Below are 17880 nucleotides of genomic sequence, written 5' to 3'. Positions count from 1 at the left end.
GTCTTTTTTTTTAAGCTCCCCCTCTTGGGCTCGAACCAAGGACCCTCTGATTAACAGTCAGATGCTCTAACCAACTGAGCTAAGGAGGAATCACCTTAAAGGTAAATATGTTTGCTAAAAAAAGTTGCTCCCCCTCTTGGGCTCGAACCAAGGACCCTCTGATTAACAGTCAGATGCTCTAACCAACTGAGCTAAGGAGGAAGTTGTTGCTCTTTTTAGCGAGTGCAAATATAGTTGAATTTTTAATTTCTCAAAAACATTTTTGCACTTTTTATCAAATATTTTTACTTGCCTACAATTGCCTTGTAGATATCGTTTCCGTTAGCAAACAAAAGCAATGTGATAAGTAGAACGAAACCAACCATTTGGGCGTTTTCAAGGAATTTATCGCTCGGTTTACGGCCACTAATTATTTCGTATAATAAAAACATCACATGTCCGCCATCAAGTGCCGGAATTGGCAATAAATTCATCACTCCAAGCATAATTGACAATAAAGCCGTGATTGACCAGAACGTTTCCCAGCTCCAGGAAGTCGGGAAAATGTTAAAAATCGCCGCAAAACCACCTACTTGTTTGTATGCTTTTGTTTCAGGATTAAAAATCATTTTCAATTGTTTTCCGTAACCTACTAATTGGTCTTTCCCTTTTGTAAGTCCAACCGGAATAGATTCGAAAAAGCTGTATTCTTTTGTGCTTATTTTATAGTAGCCTAATTTCTCCAGAGATTTAATATCCAAACCTCCAACAACAACACCTAATTTTGCTTCTTTAGAAACATTTACAGTAATTGGAGTTTCTTTTAGGTCGCGTAATACAACCGCAGGAATAGATTTACCTTTGTTAGCCTCTAAAATAACCTTTGCCTCATCAAAATATTTTACTTTTTGCCCGTTCAGGCTCACAATTAAATCTTTTGGTTTCAAAGCCGTATTTTTTGAATCTTCGGCAACTTTACCCACCACAAATGGCATTCTGATACCAACAAGTAATCCTTTTTCGTGTTTAGACAATTGATCAACAAAATCATTCGGAATATTGATCGTTTGTTGTTGTCCGTTTCTTTCAATCAAAACATGTTTCGACATGATAACGTTCATGTTCATATCGTTGTCAAAATTCTCTACTTTTTTTCCATCAATAGAAATAATTTTATCACCGGTTCTAAAACCAGCTTTAATCATCGCAGGATTTTCGATGTAAACACCATCTTTCAAATCAGAATTGGCTACATACGTATCGCCGTAAGCAAATGCCATTCCGATATATATAATAAAAGCCAGGATAAAGTTTACAGTAACTCCTCCTAACATGATAATCAAACGCTGCCATGCCGGTTTAGAACGAAATTCCCAAGGTTGAGGTGGCAAAGCCATTTGTTCCTTGTCCATACTTTCGTCAATCATTCCCGAAATTTTCACATAACCACCAAGCGGCAGCCACCCAATTCCGTATTCAGTTTCGCCAATTTTCTTTTTTAACAGCGAATATTTAACATCAAAAAATAAGTAAAATTTTTCAACTCTTGTTTTAAATAATTTTGCAGGAATAAAATGTCCTAATTCGTGAAGAATAATAAGTAAAGATAAACTCAATAGAAATTGAGAGAGTTTGATAACTATATCCATTTTGTATTTTTAGTTCGTAATTTAACGCACAAAAGTAACGTTTCTATTTTAATTTGATAGTGCAAGATAATACATAAGGTTTTAAATGTTTGTTAATTAATAAACATTTAGATTTCTTGTTTTACGAAGAAGCTTTAACTTTACTTTTTTAAACGCTATCGTACCTAATAGGTAGCCCAAATTCATTAAAAGTTACAACTATGGCTTCAAAATTGTTTTCTCCGCTTACTATAAAAAAAATCACTTTAAAGAACAGGATCGTTATTTCGCCCATGTGCCAATATTCCTCCGTTGATGGATTTGCAAACGATTGGCATTTGGTTCATTTAGGAAGTCGTGCCAGCGGCGGAGTTGGCTTGATTATTCAGGAAGCCACAGCAGTTTCTCCCGAAGCCAGAATTTCTCCTTCCGATCTAGGAATCTGGAAAGATGAGCATATCGAGAAACTAAAAACAATCAACGAATTTATTGTTTCGCAAAACGCAATTCCCGGAATCCAATTGGCGCATGCAGGTCGAAAAGCAAGTGTTTCGGCTCCGTGGATGGGCAATAAAAAGTTAGATTTTGTTCATGGCGGATGGCAAACTGTTGCGCCAAGTGCGATTGCCTATCATGAAGAAGAACCTTTTCAGCCCGAAGCATTAGACAAAACAGGCATTCAAAAAGTAATTGAAGATTTTAAATCAGCCACAAAAAGAGCTGTCGAAGCCGGATATCAGGTTTTGGAAATTCACGGTGCGCACGGTTATTTATTGCACCAGTTTTTATCGCCATTAACCAATACAAGAACAGATGAATATGGTGGAAGTTTCGAAAACCGAATCCGTTTTACTTTAGAAATTCTGGAAGCAGTTCAATCAGAATGGCCATCAGATTTACCTTTATTTATTCGAATTTCAGCCACAGATTGGGCAGACGGCGGATGGAGCCCGGAAGAATCGGTAAGACTATCGGCTATTTTAAAACAAAAAGGAGTTGATTTAATTGATGTTTCATCAGGCGGATTGGTTTCGCATCAGCAAATTCCGTTAAAGCCAGGTTATCAGGTTGAGTTTGCAGAAAAAATTAAAAATGAAGCTGCTATTTTAACCGGAGCTGTTGGTTTAATTACAGAAGCAAATCAAGCCGAAGAAATTTTACAAAACAATCAGGCCGATTTGGTTTTATTTGCCAGAGAATCTCTAAGAGACCCGAATTTGCCTTTGCATTTCGCCAAAGAGCTAAACGAAGATATACTTTGGCCAAAACAATACGCACGCGCCAAAGTTTAACTAAACATAAATGTTTTTAATTGAACCATTAAGATATTAAGTTTCATTAAGCGTTGAACTTAATTTTCTTATTCTTGTAATAGTTAGAAAAAAAGAAATATCGAAATTAATTTAAGCCGTTATATATATAAGTTTTATTAAGCTTTGAACTTAATTTTTCTTAATCTCTTAATGGTTAAAAATAAAATACGAAATGCAAAAAATAAAAACAGCACTATTATCATACGGAATGTCGGGGAAAGTTTTTCACGCTCCGTTTTTAGATATTCATGAAGGATTTGAATTATTAGGTTCATGGGAAAGAAGCAAAAAACTCATTCAGGAAGATTACCCAGCCGTAAAAAGTTACCCAACAATCGATGATTTATTGGCAGACGATGTCGATTTGGTAATCGTAAACACGCCGGTTGGAACACATTACGAATATGCCAAAAAAGTGCTTTTGGCCGGAAAACATGCCGTTGTCGAAAAAGCCTTTACCACAACCGTTGCCGAAGCCGAGGAGCTAGCCAAAATTGCCAAGGAAAAAGGATTGAAATTAGCCGTTTTCCAAAACAGAAGATGGGACAGTGATTTTAAAACCATTCAAAAAATAATCAATGATGGTGTTTTGGGTGATTTAATAGAAGCCGAATTTCATTTTGACAGATATAACCCATTATTGAGTCCAAAAGCACACAAAGAAACCGTTAATGATGGTGCCGGAATCCTAAAAGATTTAGGTCCGCATTTAATCGATCAGGCTGTTTGTTTGTTTGGTTCGCCAAAGTCGGTTTTTGGAGATATTCGTTACACCAGAGAAAATTCACTAGTAGATGACTGGATCGATTTATTGTTGATTTATGAAGATTTCAGAGTCCGTTTAAAAGCCAGTTTTTTTGTTAGAGAAGCCAATCCTGCCTACACAATTCATGGTAAAAAAGGCTCGTTTTTAAAACCTCGAGGTGACGTTCAGGAGGATGAATTGAAACTCGGTAAAAAACCGAATTTAAAAGAATGGGGAACAGAGCCTGAGATATTTCAGGGCCTTTTGCATACAGAAATCAACGGAGAATTAGTTCGCAACAGAATACCAACACTTCAGGGGAATTATTTTTCGTTTTTTGATGGCGTTTACGATTCAATTGCAAACGACAAAAAAGAACCTGTTACCGCACAAGACGGTGTAAAAGTAATGCAGATCATCGAAGCTGCAATCGCAAGTAATGCGCAACGAAAAGCTATTGATTTGTAAATAATTTGCCCACGGATTTTACAGATTAAACGGATTGACGCAGATTTTTGATTTTTTTTCAATCCTTTTAATCTGTAGCAAAAAACAAACTATTTATACTACAATGCAATTTATAGAGGCGCACAATAGTGCGTCTTTTTTGTATTGAATAATAAAGTTTCAAAAGAAAAAATCTGCGTCAATCCGTTTAATCCGTCAAATCTGTGGGCAAAAAGCTCACAATTTATAAACAATAACGTTATAAATGAAGGAAGAGCCAGAGATAAATAGTCTATAAAAAAGGTTTTTATTATTTTTATAGTACCAAACCCAAAAACCGTAAGCTTTGATAGATTTTAATCCGTTATCACTTTTCCAGACCAAAGGAAAAATCAAGAAAGTATTTAGAGAAGCAAAAGCCTCTTATTTAAAACGAATCCGATTTGCTGTCGGAATGTTTTATTTTGGAATGGGATTGAGTTTTGCAACCTGGGCAAGCCGAATTCCGGACATCAAAACCGCCTTGCATTTAACCGAAGGTGATTTAGGATCTATACTTTTTGCGCTTCCGGTTGGACAGTTGATTATCATGCCTTTTTCAGGAAAAATGGTCACCAAATTTGGTAGTCACCGTATTTTGGTTTTCTCCTTAATCATGTACGTTTTATGTCTGGTTAATTTAGGATTGGCAACAACAGCATTGCAACTATCATTGGGTTTATTTCTATTCGGAATTTTTGGAAACTTGGCCAATATTGCTGTAAATACACAAGGTGTTTATACCGAAGTACTTTTCAAAAAAACAATAATGTCGGCATTTCATGGCATGTGGAGTTTCGCAGGATTCACAGGTGCTTTGGTTGGTTTAGGAATGTTAGCGCTAAATCTTACTCCATTACATCATTTTATGATTGTGGGCGTAGTAGTATTGCTTATGGTCGCTTTTAATTTTAAATTTTTGATCAGAGCCAAAGAAAAAATAAAAAATAAAACAGAATCTAAAAAACGATTTACAAAACCGGATAGCGCCTTGCTTTGGTTGGGTGTAATAGGTTTTTGCAGCATGGCCAGCGAAGGGGTAATGTTCGACTGGAGTGGTGTTTATTTTAAAGATATTGTACAGGCGCCAGGACCTTTGGTAGTTTTAGGTTATACCTCATTTATGATTACGATGGCAAGCGGAAGATTTTTAGGCGACGGATTAATCAATAAATTTGGTCGCGAACGCGTCATGCAAATTAGTGGTGTCATGATTTCTGCCGGACTTTTTACCGCCGTTTTTCTCCCTTATATTATTCCGTGTACAATTGCTTTTATGGCAGTTGGTTTAGGCGTTGCTACAATTGTGCCAACGGTTTATAGTATGGCCGGAAAAAATCCAACCGTTCCGCCGGGAGAAGCCTTAACGATAGTTTCGAGTGTAAGTTTTCTTGGTTTCCTTATGGGACCCCCAATAATTGGTCATATCGCTCAAAATTTCGGACTGCAATTTTCCTTTGCTTTTATAGGGATTTTTGGGGTTTTGATTGCCTTTATGGTTTCTAAGATTAGGACTACTTAGTATTTTAATCTTGTGAAGTTACAGAGTAACAAAGTTTTGTTTTATTACAATAATTATTAAAAAACTTTCCCGTTTTAAATTAAATGATAATCTTTTTAAATTTTATCAAAGCACACAATGAAAATTTATAAATTGTAAGCTATAAGACTGAACTTTTTATTAAAAGGAAACATTAGGTTTTAGAACTTTGAAAAAATTGAAATTTATTTTCAAATCATTGTAACCTAATTACAATAACTGTCGTCCTATATAATATGAGTACTTTAGAAGATCAGTATTATATCGATAAAATTCTGCAGGGCGAAACAAATGCGTTTGCCGTGCTGGTAGACCGTTATAAAAATATGATTTTTACTTTGGCATTCAAAATGGTTAAAAACAGAGAAGAAGCCGAAGAAGTTGCACAAGACACTTTTATAAAAGCTTACAATTCTTTAGCGAAGTTTAAAGGTGATTCTAAATTTTCGACCTGGATTTACAGAGTCGCTTATAATACGTGTTTAGATCGTTTGAAAAAAAACAAAAAAGAAGACCTTAATATTTCGATAGATGAATTTTCGGCACATTTAATTAAAACAATGGATAATGCTTTGAGTGCTTTAGAAGATAAAGAACGAAAGCAAACGATTCAGAATTGTTTGAATTTATTACCCAGCGAAGAAAATTTTCTATTAACTTTATTTTATTTTGAAGATCAGAGTTTAGAAGAAATCGGAAAAATCATGAATATTAATGCCAATAATGTCAAGGTAAAATTATTTAGAAGCCGACAAAAATTAGCCGTAATTTTGAAAAAGCAATTAGAACCAGAAATACTAGAGTATTATGAAAGAGAGCGATAAAAATATAGAGAATCTGATTGATAAAATGATGGCCGAAGATACTTTGGAATCGCCATCTATTGACTTTACTTCAAAAATAATGTCTCAGGTTTTGGTAGCAGAAAAAAGTAAAACTAAAGTTTACAAGCCACTGATTTCTAAAACGACATGGATTTTTATTGGAATTGCTTTGACCTTTTTAGTTATTTATAATGTGTACTTTGTTGGAACAGAAAATAATTTTGAAATAGGAAAATCGTATACTGATAAAATTTCGGCGATTGTTTCCGGAATTCATATTTCTAAAACTATATTGTATGCTATTTTAATAGTTCCTTTTATGATTTTAATTCAGATTGGTTTATTGAAGAATTATTTTGATAAAAAATATGAGTTGTAGATTTTCTCATTTTCTGTTTTTGGGATAAAACATTCACAGAACTATTCAAAAATAATAGTTGTTTTTTAAATCCAAAAAATATATTTTAAGCACTCCAAAAAATCTAATTTAATCTATTCATTTACAATAGTTTTGGCCTCGCAAACGATATTGTTTTTTTATGAAAATTTTGCGAACCTAAACCGTTGCAATATTGTAACTTATGAAGTATCTTTGCACCCTAATTCGAAATTCATAAAATGAATAAATTATTGATTGTTGGAACGGTTGCTTTCGACGCGATTGAAACTCCTTTCGGAAAAACAGATAAAATTTTAGGTGGTGCTGCAACGTACATTGGTTTATCAGCATCATTTTTTAACTTACAATCGGCCATTGTTTCTGTAGTTGGCGACGATTTTCCACAAGAACATTTAGATCTTTTAACTTCAAAAAATATTGATATCTCTGGTATCGAAATTGTTAAAGGCGGAAAAACCTTTTTCTGGAGTGGTTTGTACCACAACGATCTAAATTCAAGAGATACTCTTGTTACGGAACTAAATGTTTTGGCTGACTTTCAACCAAAAGTTCCTCAAAATTATAAAGATGCTGATGTTGTCATGTTAGGAAACTTACATCCTTTAGTACAAAGCAGTGTTTTGGATCAAATGGAGAAAAAACCAAAATTAGTAGTTTTAGATACTATGAACTTTTGGATGGACTGCGCTCTTCCGGAATTATTAGAAGTAATTAAACGTGTAGATGTTATTACAATCAATGATGAAGAAGCAAGACAGCTTTCAGGAGAATATTCATTAGTAAAAGCTGCTGCTAAAATTCAGGAATTGGGACCAAAATATGTGGTGATCAAAAAAGGAGAACACGGCGCACTTTTATTCCACAATAGAGAAGTCTTTTTTGCACCGGCTTTACCATTAGAAGATGTTTTTGATCCAACAGGAGCCGGAGACACTTTTGCAGGTGGTTTTTCAGGTTTCATTGCGCAAAGCGAAAACATTTCATTTGGCAATATGAAAAATGCAATAATTTACGGTTCGAATTTAGCTTCCTTTTGTGTAGAGAAATTTGGAACAGAAAGGATGGAAACATTAAGCAAAGCAGAAGTAGCGATTCGATTACAGCAATTTAAGTCGTTAACTCAGTTTGACATAGAAATATAATGCCCGAAAGCCTCGATAACACGGGGCTTTTTTATTACGTTAATACACACAACTTACAACAACACAAACACAAAATACAATGAGCGACGCGTTAAAACACGAATGTGGTATAGCCTTAGTTAGACTTCTAAAACCGCTTGAATATTACAAAGAAAAATACGGATCTGCTTTTTACGGAATACAAAAAATGTATCTGATGATGGAAAAGCAGCACAACCGCGGACAAGATGGCGCCGGTTTTGCAAGCATCAAACTAGATGTTGATCCGGGACAACGATACATCAGCAGAGTTCGTTCGAATCATGCACAGCCTATTCAGGATGTTTTTGCACAAATCAACGATCGTATTAATGAAGAGTTAGGTGCTCATCCGGAATATGCAGATGATGTTGTCGCTCAAAAAGCAAACATTCCTTATATAGGAGAATTGTTTTTAGGACACGTTCGCTATGGAACTTTTGGAAAAAACAGCATCGAAAGTGTTCACCCATTTTTACGTCAAAGTAACTGGATGCACCGTAATTTGATTTTGGCAGGTAACTTTAATATGACTAATGTTAAAGAACTTTTCGAAAACTTAGTAGAACTTGGACAACATCCAAAAGAAATGGCCGACACTGTAACAGTAATGGAAAAGATTGGACATTTCTTGGATAAAGAAGTAATGCAATTATACCAAGACTGTAAAGCAGAAGGTTATTCTAAAAGAGAAGCTTCTCCGGTAATCGCAGACCGATTGGACATTGCAAAAATATTAGCGCGCTCTGCAAAAAATCTTGATGGAGGTTATGCAATGGCCGGATTATTAGGTCATGGTGATGCTTTTGTTTTTAGAGATCCTGCCGGAATTCGTCCTGCTTATTTTTATCAGGATGATGAAGTTGTAGTTGTTGCTTCTGAGCGACCTGTAATTCAAACCGTATTTAATGTACCTTTTGAAAGCGTTCAGGAAATTGAGCCGGGAAATGCTTTGATCATCAAGAAAAGCGGAAAAGTTTCAATGGAGCAAATTCTGGAACCAACTGTAAAAAAAGCGTGTTCTTTCGAAAGAATTTATTTCTCCAGAGGAAGTGATGCTGAAATTTACCAGGAACGTAAAAACTTAGGAAAGCTAATTTTACCAGCAGTTCTTAAGTCAATTGACAGTGATACAGATAATACTGTTTTCTCTTATATTCCAAATACTGCCGAAACTTCATTTTATGGTTTGGTTGAAGCCGCTCAGGATTTTTTAAATCAGAGAAAAAATAATTATATTCTGGAAAACAGAAATACACTTACAGCTGAAACGTTGCAAGAATTACTGGCTGTAAAAATCCGTACTGAAAAAGTTGCCATTAAAGATGCTAAACTTAGAACTTTCATTACAGAAGACAGCAGTCGTGATGATCTTGTTGCTCACGTTTATGATGTAACATACGGCGTTATCAAACCAACAGATAATTTGGTTATTATTGATGACAGTATCGTACGTGGTACAACATTAAAAATGAGTATCATTAAAATGATGGATCGTTTAAAACCAAAACGTATTGTAATTGTTTCATCGGCGCCACAAATTCGTTACCCTGATTGCTACGGAATTGACATGGCAAAACTAGAAGGTCTTGTTGCTTTTAGAGCAGCTCTTGCTTTATTAAAAGAAAGAAATCTATACCATATAGTAGATGAAGTTTATGCAAAATGTAAAGCTCAGGAAAATTATCTTGATACAGATGTTGTAAATTATGTAACTGCAATTTATGACCAATTTACTCCTGAAGAAATTTCAGATAAAATTGCAGAAATGCTAAGTTCTCCAGAAATTAATGCAGAAGTAAAAATTATATTCCAAAAAGTGGAAGATTTGCATATTGCCTGTCCTAAAAATCTTGGAGACTGGTATTTTACAGGAGACTATCCAACACCTGGTGGAAACCGTGTTGTAAACAGAGCATTCATGAATTTTTATGAAGGTAAAGACGCACGAGCGTATTAAAAAAATACTAACAAAAGGTTAAATTGTGCACTTTATCGGTTTTTTTTGCCGTTCATCCTATATGTTTGGCAAAATGGCACATCTAAGATACTTTTGGGATACCATAACATTAGTAGGTTAAGTTTATGGTAGATTTGGGGCAAAAAGGGTGGAAGCAATTCCACCTTTTTTATTGGAATAAAGTCAAGAAACATATAAAAAAACAAATCAAAGTAAGAAATTACGTATTTCATCGAGTTTATTTGCAGTTCGTCTATTATATTTGGGAAAACAATATAACTATCATAGCTTTACTATACCATAACATTAGTAGGTTAAGTATATGGTAGATTTGGGGCAAAAAGGGTGAAAGAAATTTCACCTTTTTTATTGGAATAAACTCAGCAAACAACCAAAGTAAGAAAATACGCATTTCATCGATTATATTTGCACTTCATCTAAAATAGTTGGTGATACAATTTAACTATCCTATTTTTATAATACCATTACATTAGTAGGTTAAGTATATGGTAGATTTGGGGCAAAAAGGGTGAAAGAAATTTCACCTTTTTTATTTTGTATTTAGAAGAAAGAGAATAGAAGAGAGAATATAGATTGTTGAACATAAAGTTTAACTATTAAACAAAAAAAGACTGACAGCTATCAAGCCATCCGTCTTTTTTCTTTACTCTTTTTTCTATTTTCTTAAGACTATTTATCTAAAGCATATCTTCTTGCAACTTCTGTCCAGTTAATTACATTAAAAAAAGCTTCGATGTAATCTGGTCTTCTGTTTTGATAATTTAAATAATAAGCATGTTCCCAAACATCCATTCCTAAGATTGGAGTTCCACCATTACCAGCAACTTCCGGCATTAATGGATTATCTTGATTTGGAGTACCTACAACTTCTAATTTTCCTCCTTTTTGCACTGTTAACCAAGCCCATCCTGAACCAAATTGAGTTGCTCCTGCTTTAGCAAATTTTGCTTTAAACTCTTCAAAAGTTCCAAAAGAAGATTCAATTGCAGCTAATAAATCACCTGTTGGTAATCCGCCTCCATCTGGAGACATTACAGTCCAGAATAAATTGTGGTTGTAGAAACCTCCACCGTTGTTACGAACTGCAGCGTTTGATTTATCTAAGTTAATTAAGATGTTTTCGATTGTTTTTCCTTCCAAATCTGTACCAGCAATAGCTGCGTTAAGATTTGTTGTGTATGCATTATGATGTTTTGAATGGTGAATTTCCATTGTACGTGCATCAATATGTGGTTCTAATGCATCATATGCATAAGGTAATTGTGGTAATTCAAAAGCCATGATATTTGATTTTATGGTTTATAATAATTTATCCCAAATTTAAACATTTAACTTTGGAATAGAAAATACTATTTCGTTATAATTCAATTTAATTAATCGATTATTTCATTTTTTAATACCTAAATAACTGGAAATCTTTATTTTCCATTAAAAGTTGTCATGGTATTTTCTAAACCCGCAGTTCCAAAAGATTTTATAATTTCTGAGGCAACTTCCAAACGTTCCGGTAATTTTGCTTTTTCATCTTCATCCCAATCACCTAAAACATAATCAATTTGCTGTCCTTTTTTGAACTGATCACTAATACCAAATCTAAAACGGGTATATTGCTGTGTATTTAATATTAAATTGATATTTTTTAGTCCGTTATGCCCTCCGTCGCTACCTTTTGGCTTGATTCGGATAGTTCCAAAAGATAAATTTAAATCGTCTGTAATCACCAAAATATTCTCTAGCGGAATATTTTCTTTATCCATCCAATATTTTACGGCTTTACCGCTTAAATTCATGTAAGTGTTTGGTTTAAGCAGAAAAAAAGATCTTCCTTTAAATTTATATTCAGCCAAAGCTCCCAATTTTACGGTCTCAAAAGAAAGACTTTCTTTTTTGGCTAAAAAATCAAGGACTTTAAATCCTATATTATGCCTGGTATTTACGTACTCGGCGCCAATGTTACCAAGTCCTACGATTAAATATTTTTTACTCACGCTTTTTATATTGTTTTCTGGATGTTCGTGAACCTCCGGTTTCATACTGTCTGTGTTCTCTTCTTTTTGTGTTGATGAAAACAGTTTGTTTATCCATTTTATCATGTTACAAAAATAGGGTTAATTTGGTAATTAGAAAATGTGGCAATTAGATAATTTGATTTGTATTGTCGTTAATCGCAAGGTGAGCAAGGGTTTTAAACAAGGTACGCGAAGAATGGCACGCGGATGACACGGATTTGAACTGATTTGCGCTGGTTTTTTTTATAGTATTAATTTATGCTCCTTTTTTGCCTGACTGAGTGGAATCGAAGTTTCGCAAAGTATTTCAATTTAGATTGTCGAGTTTCTTGTAAGGGCTTCGACTCCGCTCAGCCTGACAATACTGTAGATTCATAACTTAGGAACGTAGTATCTTAGCAACTTAGAATCTTATAAAAACTAAATCCCTGGCTAGCCCTGACAGCAGCGGCATCCTTTTTCTGGCTTCTTTAGCCAGGAAAAGATATAGCGGATGGCAGGGAAAGTCAAGTCTTTAAAAAACCAAACTTCTGCTTCAAAAAATTAGATAATTGGATAATGTGCCAATTAGATAATTATTCTTAACTGCAATGGAAGCTATGCGTGGCACGCGGATGACATGGATTTGAACAGATCTATACTGATTTATTTTACTTTGCTACTTTACTTCTTTGTCCCTTTGGACCTTTTCTCAGAACCTTAGCATCTTCGCAACTCAGAATCTTTACAAAACAAAAAAGCACCAATCTTTCGATTGATGCTTTGATATTTGATTTGAAAAAAAATTATTTTTTCTTTCCCTTTGCAGGAGCTTTTGCAGCTTTTGCAGCTTCTTGAGCAGCTTTCATAGCAGCACGAGAAATTCTTACCTGAGCTACAACTGTATTTTCAGGGTGCATCACTTTGTATTCTGGTTTACCTACTTTAGTAACATATAATTTGTTACCCATTTCAAGTGGAGTAATGTCAGCTTCAACAAAATCAGGAAGATCTTTAGGTAAAGCTTTAACTTTTAATTTACGAGTGTTTAAACGTAAAACACCACCTGCAAGAACACCTTTTGATGTACCAACAACTTTTACAGGAACTTCCATAGTGATTTCTTTGTCATCAAATAATTGAAAGAAATCAATGTGTAAGATTTTGTCAGATACAGGGTGAACCTGAATATCTTGTAAAATTGCATTGAATGATTTTCCTTTTCCAAGCTCAATCACAACTGTGTGTGCGTTTGGAGTGTAAACCAAGTTTTTGAACGCTGCAGCGTCTGCTGAGAAGTGTACTGCTTGATTTCCTCCGTATAACACGCAAGGAACCGCTCCAGCATTACGTAAGGCTTTAGTTGACACTTTGCCCACGCTTTCTCTTTCTGATCCTTTAATTGTAATCGATTTCATTGTAAAAAAATATAGTTATTAATAAATATTCTAATTTGCTATAAGCTTTAAGCTTTTTGTAATCGTGAAATAGCTTATGGCTTAAAGCCTAAAGCGCATTGCGTCTTACATTATAAATTTTCCACTAATGGAATTGTTGTGGTGCACCATGTGCATAACTTCAGCAAAAAGAGGTGCACAACTCACTACTCTGATTTTCTTTGATTCTTTCTTTAACGGGATAGAATCGGTAACTATTAATTCGCTTAATTTCGAATTTTCAATTTTTTCGTAAGCGCCACCTGATAAAATAGCGTGTGTACAAATTGCTCTAACGCTTAATGCTCCTTTTTCGATCATTAAATCGGCAGCTTTTGCTAATGTTCCGCCAGTATCGATCATGTCGTCTACTAATATTACGTTACGACCTTTTACTTCACCAATCAATTCCATAGTGTCGATAACGTTGGCTGCTTTTCTTTGTTTATAACAGATTACTACATCTGATTCTAAAAACTTAGAGTAAGCATATGCTCTTTTTGAACCTCCCATGTCAGGAGATGCAATTGTTAGATTTTCTAAATTTAAACTCTGCACATATGGCAAAAAGATGGTTGATGCAAATAAATGATCTACCGGTTTTTCAAAGAATCCCTGAATTTGATCTGCGTGCAAATCCATTGTCATGATTCTTGTTGCTCCTGCAGCTGTTAGCAAATTTGCCACTAACTTTGCTCCAATCGGAACTCTTGGTTTGTCCTTTCTATCCTGTCTTGCCCAACCAAAATAAGGCATAACAGCTGTAATATGTCTTGCTGATGCGCGTTTTGCAGCATCAATCATTAGTAATAATTCCATCAAATTATCAGCAGATGGAAAAGTTGAGCACACGATAAAAACACGTAATCCTCTGATTGACTCTTCGTAAGATGGCTGAAATTCTCCATCACTATACGTTGACATCGTTACTTTGCCTAGTGGAATTCCGTATTGTTCGGCAATTTTCTCTGCAAGATAAACACTTTTTGAACAAGCAAAAATTTTAGCTTCTGGTTCTAGGTGCGACATTATAATTTGTTGTTTTGTAGTTAGTTGTGTGTGCGTCGTTTTAACGAGGTGCAAATTTAGAAAATTTATTGGAGACTGAAAGGAAAAATTTAAGTATTTTTAGTAGAACATTTAATTTTATTTTTTACATTTGCACCGTGTTAAAGGAATAAGCACAGTTATGACATCATAATTACTTATTCTATTGCGTTAAAATAATTAATTTATTGATTATTTTTTCGTCTGCTAAGCCCGGATGGCGGAATTGGTAGACGCGCTGGTCTCAAACACCTGTGGGAAACCGTGCCGGTTCGACTCCGGCTCCGGGTACTTAAAACCTCTTCTTAACGGAAGAGGTTTTTTTGGTTTTAGGAAGAATCTAAATCTTACTACACGATAATACAAGCACTTCGCTATAAACATTGCCAACGGTTTCAACCGTTGGGACGCGATATATTCAAACCGTATCCCACGGTTGAAACCGCGGGCTATGTTTTTTACATTAATATTTATTTAAATTGCTTCACAACTCGCCTCATGCAAAACAGGAAAATTGCAAGAGTTCGCAATAAAACAAAATTGATTTGCTTTTTGGTGTAACTCTAAAGCCAATTTAATTTTATCTGAATTCGAAATTTTTACTTTCGGATTTAACCTAACCTCAACAAAACGCCCGCTCCCATCTGGATTAACTTCGAGCGTTGCTTCTGCATTATCCGAATATTCCAGAACTTCTATTCCGTTTTGAGAACACACATATAAATAGGACATCATATGACAGGAAACCAAACTGCTCAAAAGCAAATCTTCTGGATTGTATAATTCCGGATCGCCTTTAAAAGCTTTTGCTGCTGAAACATTTAAAATTGGTTTTCCTTCGATTTTAATTTGATGGTTTTTGCTATAAAATCTTTTTGTTGAATCTTCCTGGATTTGATTTGAAGCCCAATTTAATGTTACTTTGAATATATGTTTGAAAGTCATTTTTTGTTTTTTTTAGCCACGAATTACATGAACTTGAAATTCATGGCTAAAATAACACAATTCTGTTGATCTGCTTTTATTTACCCCATTTAGTCCAATCTGAATCTGGTCTTTTAAACGGTTCTGATAAAAACTTATTTGCTAATGCATTAAATACTTCCGGACTTGAAGCCGGTGCAAAATGAGTTTCGCCAGGCATAATACATAACTGTGCCTTAGGTACATTTTCAAAAATTTCTACCGAATGTTCATTTTTAATAATGTCTTTATCTCCTGCTATTATAAGCACTTTTGCTTTAATTTTTGATAAATCTTTAGTTGCAATATTAGGCTGATCTACCAAAAGTCCGGCAAGCTGTTTTTGTAGATTCCAATTCTCACTAGTGTCTTTCGCTTTAATTTTTGACACAATCATTTTTCTCATGTTCTGTACATCATTTGTAGCCCATGAATTAACAGCTGTAGCATCAGGTCTTAAATTTGCCCCCATAGCCACAATTTTCTTTATTTTTGACTTACCAGAAATACCCATTTGCAAACCAACAATTCCACCATCACTCCATCCGATAATACTTATCGAATCAAGTTTTAACTGATTAACCAATCCTTCCATATCTTTTGTAATCTGATCGTATGTTAAAGAATCCGTTTTCAACTCCGATTTGCCTTGTCCTCTACTATCGGCAACAATAACTCTGTATTTACTTTTAAAATAATCTATTTGATTTCCCATTGATTCAATACTTCCTCCATTTCCATGAATTAATAATAAAGGTTCCCCTTTTCCATATTCTTCGTAATAGATTTTAGCTCCATTGATTTCAGCAAATTTCCCAACAGCGGTATTTTTACCATAAGGCGTGTCAAATTTAAAATTCATCTGAACCTGAGCATTTGCGATTCCAAATAATGAAGACATTAACAACATTAGTAATGCTTTAAGCGATTTTTTCATAAGAGAGGTTTTTATCATAGTTATATCACAAACGTAAGAAATAATTTAACAAATTAACAAAGCCTCTACAAATCTTAATGCATTTCGCTATTTGGAAATAAAAAAACCTCGAAAGCATAACTTTCGAGGTTTCTTAGAGAATTACTAACTAATTAACATAATTCCAAAACTATTTCTGAACAGAGAATTTGAAAGTAGTTTTAGTTTTATAATTTTCTCCCGGGTTTAAAACCGTTGTCGGGAAGTTTTTCTGGTTTGGAGAATCCGGATAATGTTCTGTTTCTAAACATAAACCGGTTCTGTGCGCGAATGTTCCGCCATTTGGCATTGGTAAAGTTCCGTCAAGGAAATTTCCAGAGTAAAACTGAATTCCAGGTTCGTCTGTTGTCATTTCTAAAACTCGTCCGCTGGCTGCGTGATATACTTTTGCTATGATTGTTTTTCCTTTTTCAGGATTGTTCAATACCCAGCAGTGATCGTATCCTTTTCCTCTTTCTAACTGTTCGTTTTTAACTTCGATGTCTTTTCCAATTAATTTTGGTTTTCTGAAATCGAAAGGAGTATTGGCAACATCGTCTAATTTTCCTGTCGGAATTAAAGTCGCATCAACCGGAACTATTTTATCTGCATTTAAAGTTAATTCGTGATCTAAGATTGTTTTTGTAAAATCTCCTGATAAGTTGAAATAAGAATGCTGTGTTAAATTCACAACTGTTTTCTTATCTGTTTTTGCTTCGTATAATACATCTAACTGATTGTCATTTGTTAAGGTATAAGTCACAAAAACCTGAAGATTTCCGGGATAACCTTCTTCCATATCTTTACTTAAATAAGATAATTTTAAAGAAGCAGTATCACCTGATTTTACCTCATCGGCTTTCCAAACAACATTAAAATACCCTTGTGGTCCACCGTGCAAAGCATTTGGAGCATTGTTTATTGCCAATTGATATTCTTTTTCATCCAAAGTAAATTTTCCTTTAGCAATTCGGTTTCCATATCTTCCAATCAAAGCGCCAAAGAAAGGATTTTCTTTTTCGTATTGTGCCAAAGAATTAAATCCGATTACAACATTTTCCGAAACACCTTCTTTATTAGGTACTTTTAAATCTGTAATTCTTCCGCCAAAAGTGATGATGTCAACTTCCATCCCATTTTGGTTTTTCAATTTATAACTGTCGACTTTTTCTCCTTTTGCAGTTGTTCCATAAGAAGATTTCTCAATTGTAACCGTCGCTTTTTTATCTGAAGAAACTGTAGTGTCATCCATTTTTTTATCGTTTTTGCATTGAACTGAAATGAAAGCCAAACTCAGCAGGCCAATTCCAAAAATATAACGTTTTAATACATTCATAAATGATATTTTTAATTGGTTAAATGTTAGATGTTAAAAGTTAAAAGTAGCAATTATAAATCAAAATAAAAACCTCTGAACCTTTGCCGCTTTGAACCT

15 protein-coding genes and 3 tRNA genes are annotated in these 17880 nt (G+C 34.4%); 8 read left to right on the top strand and 10 right to left on the bottom strand.

All coding sequences use genetic code 11. The annotated features are described in order from the left end of the window. Positions 1-15 precede the first annotated feature (15 nt). The 3 genes from SD960_RS06030 to rseP form a co-directional block, all read right to left on the bottom strand. Positions 16-89, bottom strand: a tRNA-Asn gene (locus tag SD960_RS06030). Between the two features lie 38 nt (positions 90-127). Continuing rightward, positions 128-201 (bottom strand) — tRNA-Asn (locus SD960_RS06025). 83 nt (positions 202-284) lie between these two features. Continuing rightward, positions 285-1628: an RIP metalloprotease RseP gene (rseP, locus tag SD960_RS06020; RefSeq protein ID WP_318801449.1), complete on the bottom strand. Its 1344-nt coding sequence runs from the start codon at positions 1626-1628 to the stop codon at positions 285-287. 200 nt (positions 1629-1828) lie between these two features. Here rseP and SD960_RS06015 point away from each other — a divergent pair, with 200 nt between their 5' ends. From SD960_RS06015 to SD960_RS05985, 7 genes are all read left to right on the top strand, one after another. Continuing rightward, positions 1829-2899: an NADH:flavin oxidoreductase/NADH oxidase gene (locus SD960_RS06015; RefSeq protein ID WP_318801448.1), complete on the top strand. Its 1071-nt coding sequence runs from the start codon at positions 1829-1831 to the stop codon at positions 2897-2899. 193 nt (positions 2900-3092) lie between these two features. After that, positions 3093-4133 (top strand): Gfo/Idh/MocA family oxidoreductase, encoded by a 1041-nt coding sequence (locus tag SD960_RS06010; RefSeq protein ID WP_318801447.1) that lies wholly within the window; start codon positions 3093-3095, stop codon positions 4131-4133. A 325-nt stretch (positions 4134-4458) separates the two neighbouring features. Continuing rightward, complete coding sequence (locus SD960_RS06005; RefSeq protein ID WP_318801446.1) at positions 4459-5673, top strand: MFS transporter; 1215 nt, start codon at positions 4459-4461, stop codon at positions 5671-5673. Between the two features lie 254 nt (positions 5674-5927). After that, positions 5928-6515 (top strand): RNA polymerase sigma factor, encoded by a 588-nt coding sequence (locus tag SD960_RS06000; protein WP_318801445.1) that lies wholly within the window; start codon positions 5928-5930, stop codon positions 6513-6515. Next, entirely contained in the window at positions 6499-6894 is a 396-nt protein-coding gene (locus SD960_RS05995; RefSeq protein ID WP_318801443.1) for a hypothetical protein, read from the top strand. The genes SD960_RS06000 and SD960_RS05995 overlap by 17 nt, the downstream gene beginning before the upstream one ends. Positions 6895-7133: 239 nt before the next feature. Further along, positions 7134-8057 carry a PfkB family carbohydrate kinase gene (locus SD960_RS05990; RefSeq protein ID WP_318801442.1) on the top strand — a complete coding sequence of 308 codons (924 nt, stop codon included), beginning with the start codon at positions 7134-7136 and terminating at the stop codon, positions 8055-8057. A 79-nt stretch (positions 8058-8136) separates the two neighbouring features. Beyond that, positions 8137-10035, top strand: a complete 1899-nt coding sequence (locus SD960_RS05985) for an amidophosphoribosyltransferase (RefSeq protein WP_318801441.1) — start codon at positions 8137-8139, stop codon at positions 10033-10035. Positions 10036-10725: 690 nt separating this feature from the next. On the opposite strand, the gene SD960_RS05980 is transcribed toward SD960_RS05985, so the two are convergent. The 4 genes from SD960_RS05980 to SD960_RS05965 form a co-directional block, all read right to left on the bottom strand. Further along, positions 10726-11337, bottom strand: a complete 612-nt coding sequence (locus SD960_RS05980; protein ID WP_115844428.1) for a superoxide dismutase — start codon at positions 11335-11337, stop codon at positions 10726-10728. A 137-nt stretch (positions 11338-11474) separates the two neighbouring features. Next, a complete protein-coding gene (gene pth, locus SD960_RS05975) occupies positions 11475-12149 on the bottom strand; it encodes an aminoacyl-tRNA hydrolase (RefSeq protein WP_318801440.1) in 675 nt (224 codons plus the stop codon). A 701-nt stretch (positions 12150-12850) separates the two neighbouring features. Beyond that, the gene (locus tag SD960_RS05970; protein ID WP_055097594.1) at positions 12851-13462 is read right to left on the bottom strand and encodes a 50S ribosomal protein L25/general stress protein Ctc; all 612 of its coding nucleotides are present in this window, start codon (positions 13460-13462) and stop codon (positions 12851-12853) included. 105 nt (positions 13463-13567) lie between these two features. Next, complete coding sequence (locus tag SD960_RS05965) at positions 13568-14509, bottom strand: ribose-phosphate pyrophosphokinase (protein ID WP_264535778.1); 942 nt, start codon at positions 14507-14509, stop codon at positions 13568-13570. A 229-nt stretch (positions 14510-14738) separates the two neighbouring features. On the opposite strand from SD960_RS05965, the gene SD960_RS05960 reads away from it, so the two are divergent. After that, positions 14739-14818, top strand: a tRNA-Leu gene (locus SD960_RS05960). A 183-nt stretch (positions 14819-15001) separates the two neighbouring features. Here the strand turns inward: SD960_RS05960 and SD960_RS05955 are convergent. From SD960_RS05955 to SD960_RS05945, 3 genes are all read right to left on the bottom strand, one after another. Beyond that, on the bottom strand, positions 15002-15472 hold the full coding sequence (locus SD960_RS05955) for an OsmC family protein (RefSeq protein WP_318801439.1): 471 nt from the start codon (positions 15470-15472) through the stop codon (positions 15002-15004). A gap of 76 nt (positions 15473-15548) precedes the next feature. After that, positions 15549-16427, bottom strand: coding sequence for an alpha/beta hydrolase (locus SD960_RS05950; protein WP_318801438.1), 879 nt, complete (start codon positions 16425-16427; stop codon positions 15549-15551). Positions 16428-16596: 169 nt separating this feature from the next. Then, positions 16597-17781, bottom strand: coding sequence for an aldose epimerase family protein (locus SD960_RS05945; RefSeq protein ID WP_318801437.1), 1185 nt, complete (start codon positions 17779-17781; stop codon positions 16597-16599). Between the last annotated feature and the right edge of the window lie 99 nt (positions 17782-17880).

The sequence above is a fragment of the Flavobacterium sp. MMLR14_040 genome, assembly GCF_033657265.1.
In the GTDB taxonomy this organism is placed as follows: domain Bacteria; phylum Bacteroidota; class Bacteroidia; order Flavobacteriales; family Flavobacteriaceae; genus Flavobacterium.
Note: the sequence above shows the minus strand (reverse complement) of the source record. Positions and strands in the feature narration are given on the sequence as shown.

Bases quoted from the DNA above. Each gene is read 5' to 3' on its own strand.
- SD960_RS05990 (WP_318801442.1), top strand. From the start codon at position 7,134: ATGAATAAATTATTGATTGTTGGAACGGTTGCTTTCGACGCGATTGAA.
- SD960_RS06015 (WP_318801448.1), top strand. From the start codon at position 1,829: ATGGCTTCAAAATTGTTTTCTCCGCTTACTATAAAAAAAATCACTTTA.
- SD960_RS05950 (WP_318801438.1), bottom strand. From the start codon at position 16,427: ATGAAAAAATCGCTTAAAGCATTACTAATGTTGTTAATGTCTTCATTA.
- rseP (WP_318801449.1), bottom strand. From the start codon at position 1,628: ATGGATATAGTTATCAAACTCTCTCAATTTCTATTGAGTTTATCTTTA.
- pth (WP_318801440.1), bottom strand. From the start codon at position 12,149: ATGATAAAATGGATAAACAAACTGTTTTCATCAACACAAAAAGAAGAG.
- SD960_RS05970 (WP_055097594.1), bottom strand. From the start codon at position 13,462: ATGAAATCGATTACAATTAAAGGATCAGAAAGAGAAAGCGTGGGCAAA.
- SD960_RS05980 (WP_115844428.1), bottom strand. From the start codon at position 11,337: ATGGCTTTTGAATTACCACAATTACCTTATGCATATGATGCATTAGAA.
- SD960_RS05965 (WP_264535778.1), bottom strand. From the start codon at position 14,509: ATGTCGCACCTAGAACCAGAAGCTAAAATTTTTGCTTGTTCAAAAAGT.
- SD960_RS05985 (WP_318801441.1), top strand. From the start codon at position 8,137: ATGAGCGACGCGTTAAAACACGAATGTGGTATAGCCTTAGTTAGACTT.
- SD960_RS05995 (WP_318801443.1), top strand. From the start codon at position 6,499: ATGAAAGAGAGCGATAAAAATATAGAGAATCTGATTGATAAAATGATG.
- SD960_RS05945 (WP_318801437.1), bottom strand. From the start codon at position 17,781: ATGAATGTATTAAAACGTTATATTTTTGGAATTGGCCTGCTGAGTTTG.
- SD960_RS05955 (WP_318801439.1), bottom strand. From the start codon at position 15,472: ATGACTTTCAAACATATATTCAAAGTAACATTAAATTGGGCTTCAAAT.
- SD960_RS06000 (WP_318801445.1), top strand. From the start codon at position 5,928: ATGAGTACTTTAGAAGATCAGTATTATATCGATAAAATTCTGCAGGGC.
- SD960_RS06010 (WP_318801447.1), top strand. From the start codon at position 3,093: ATGCAAAAAATAAAAACAGCACTATTATCATACGGAATGTCGGGGAAA.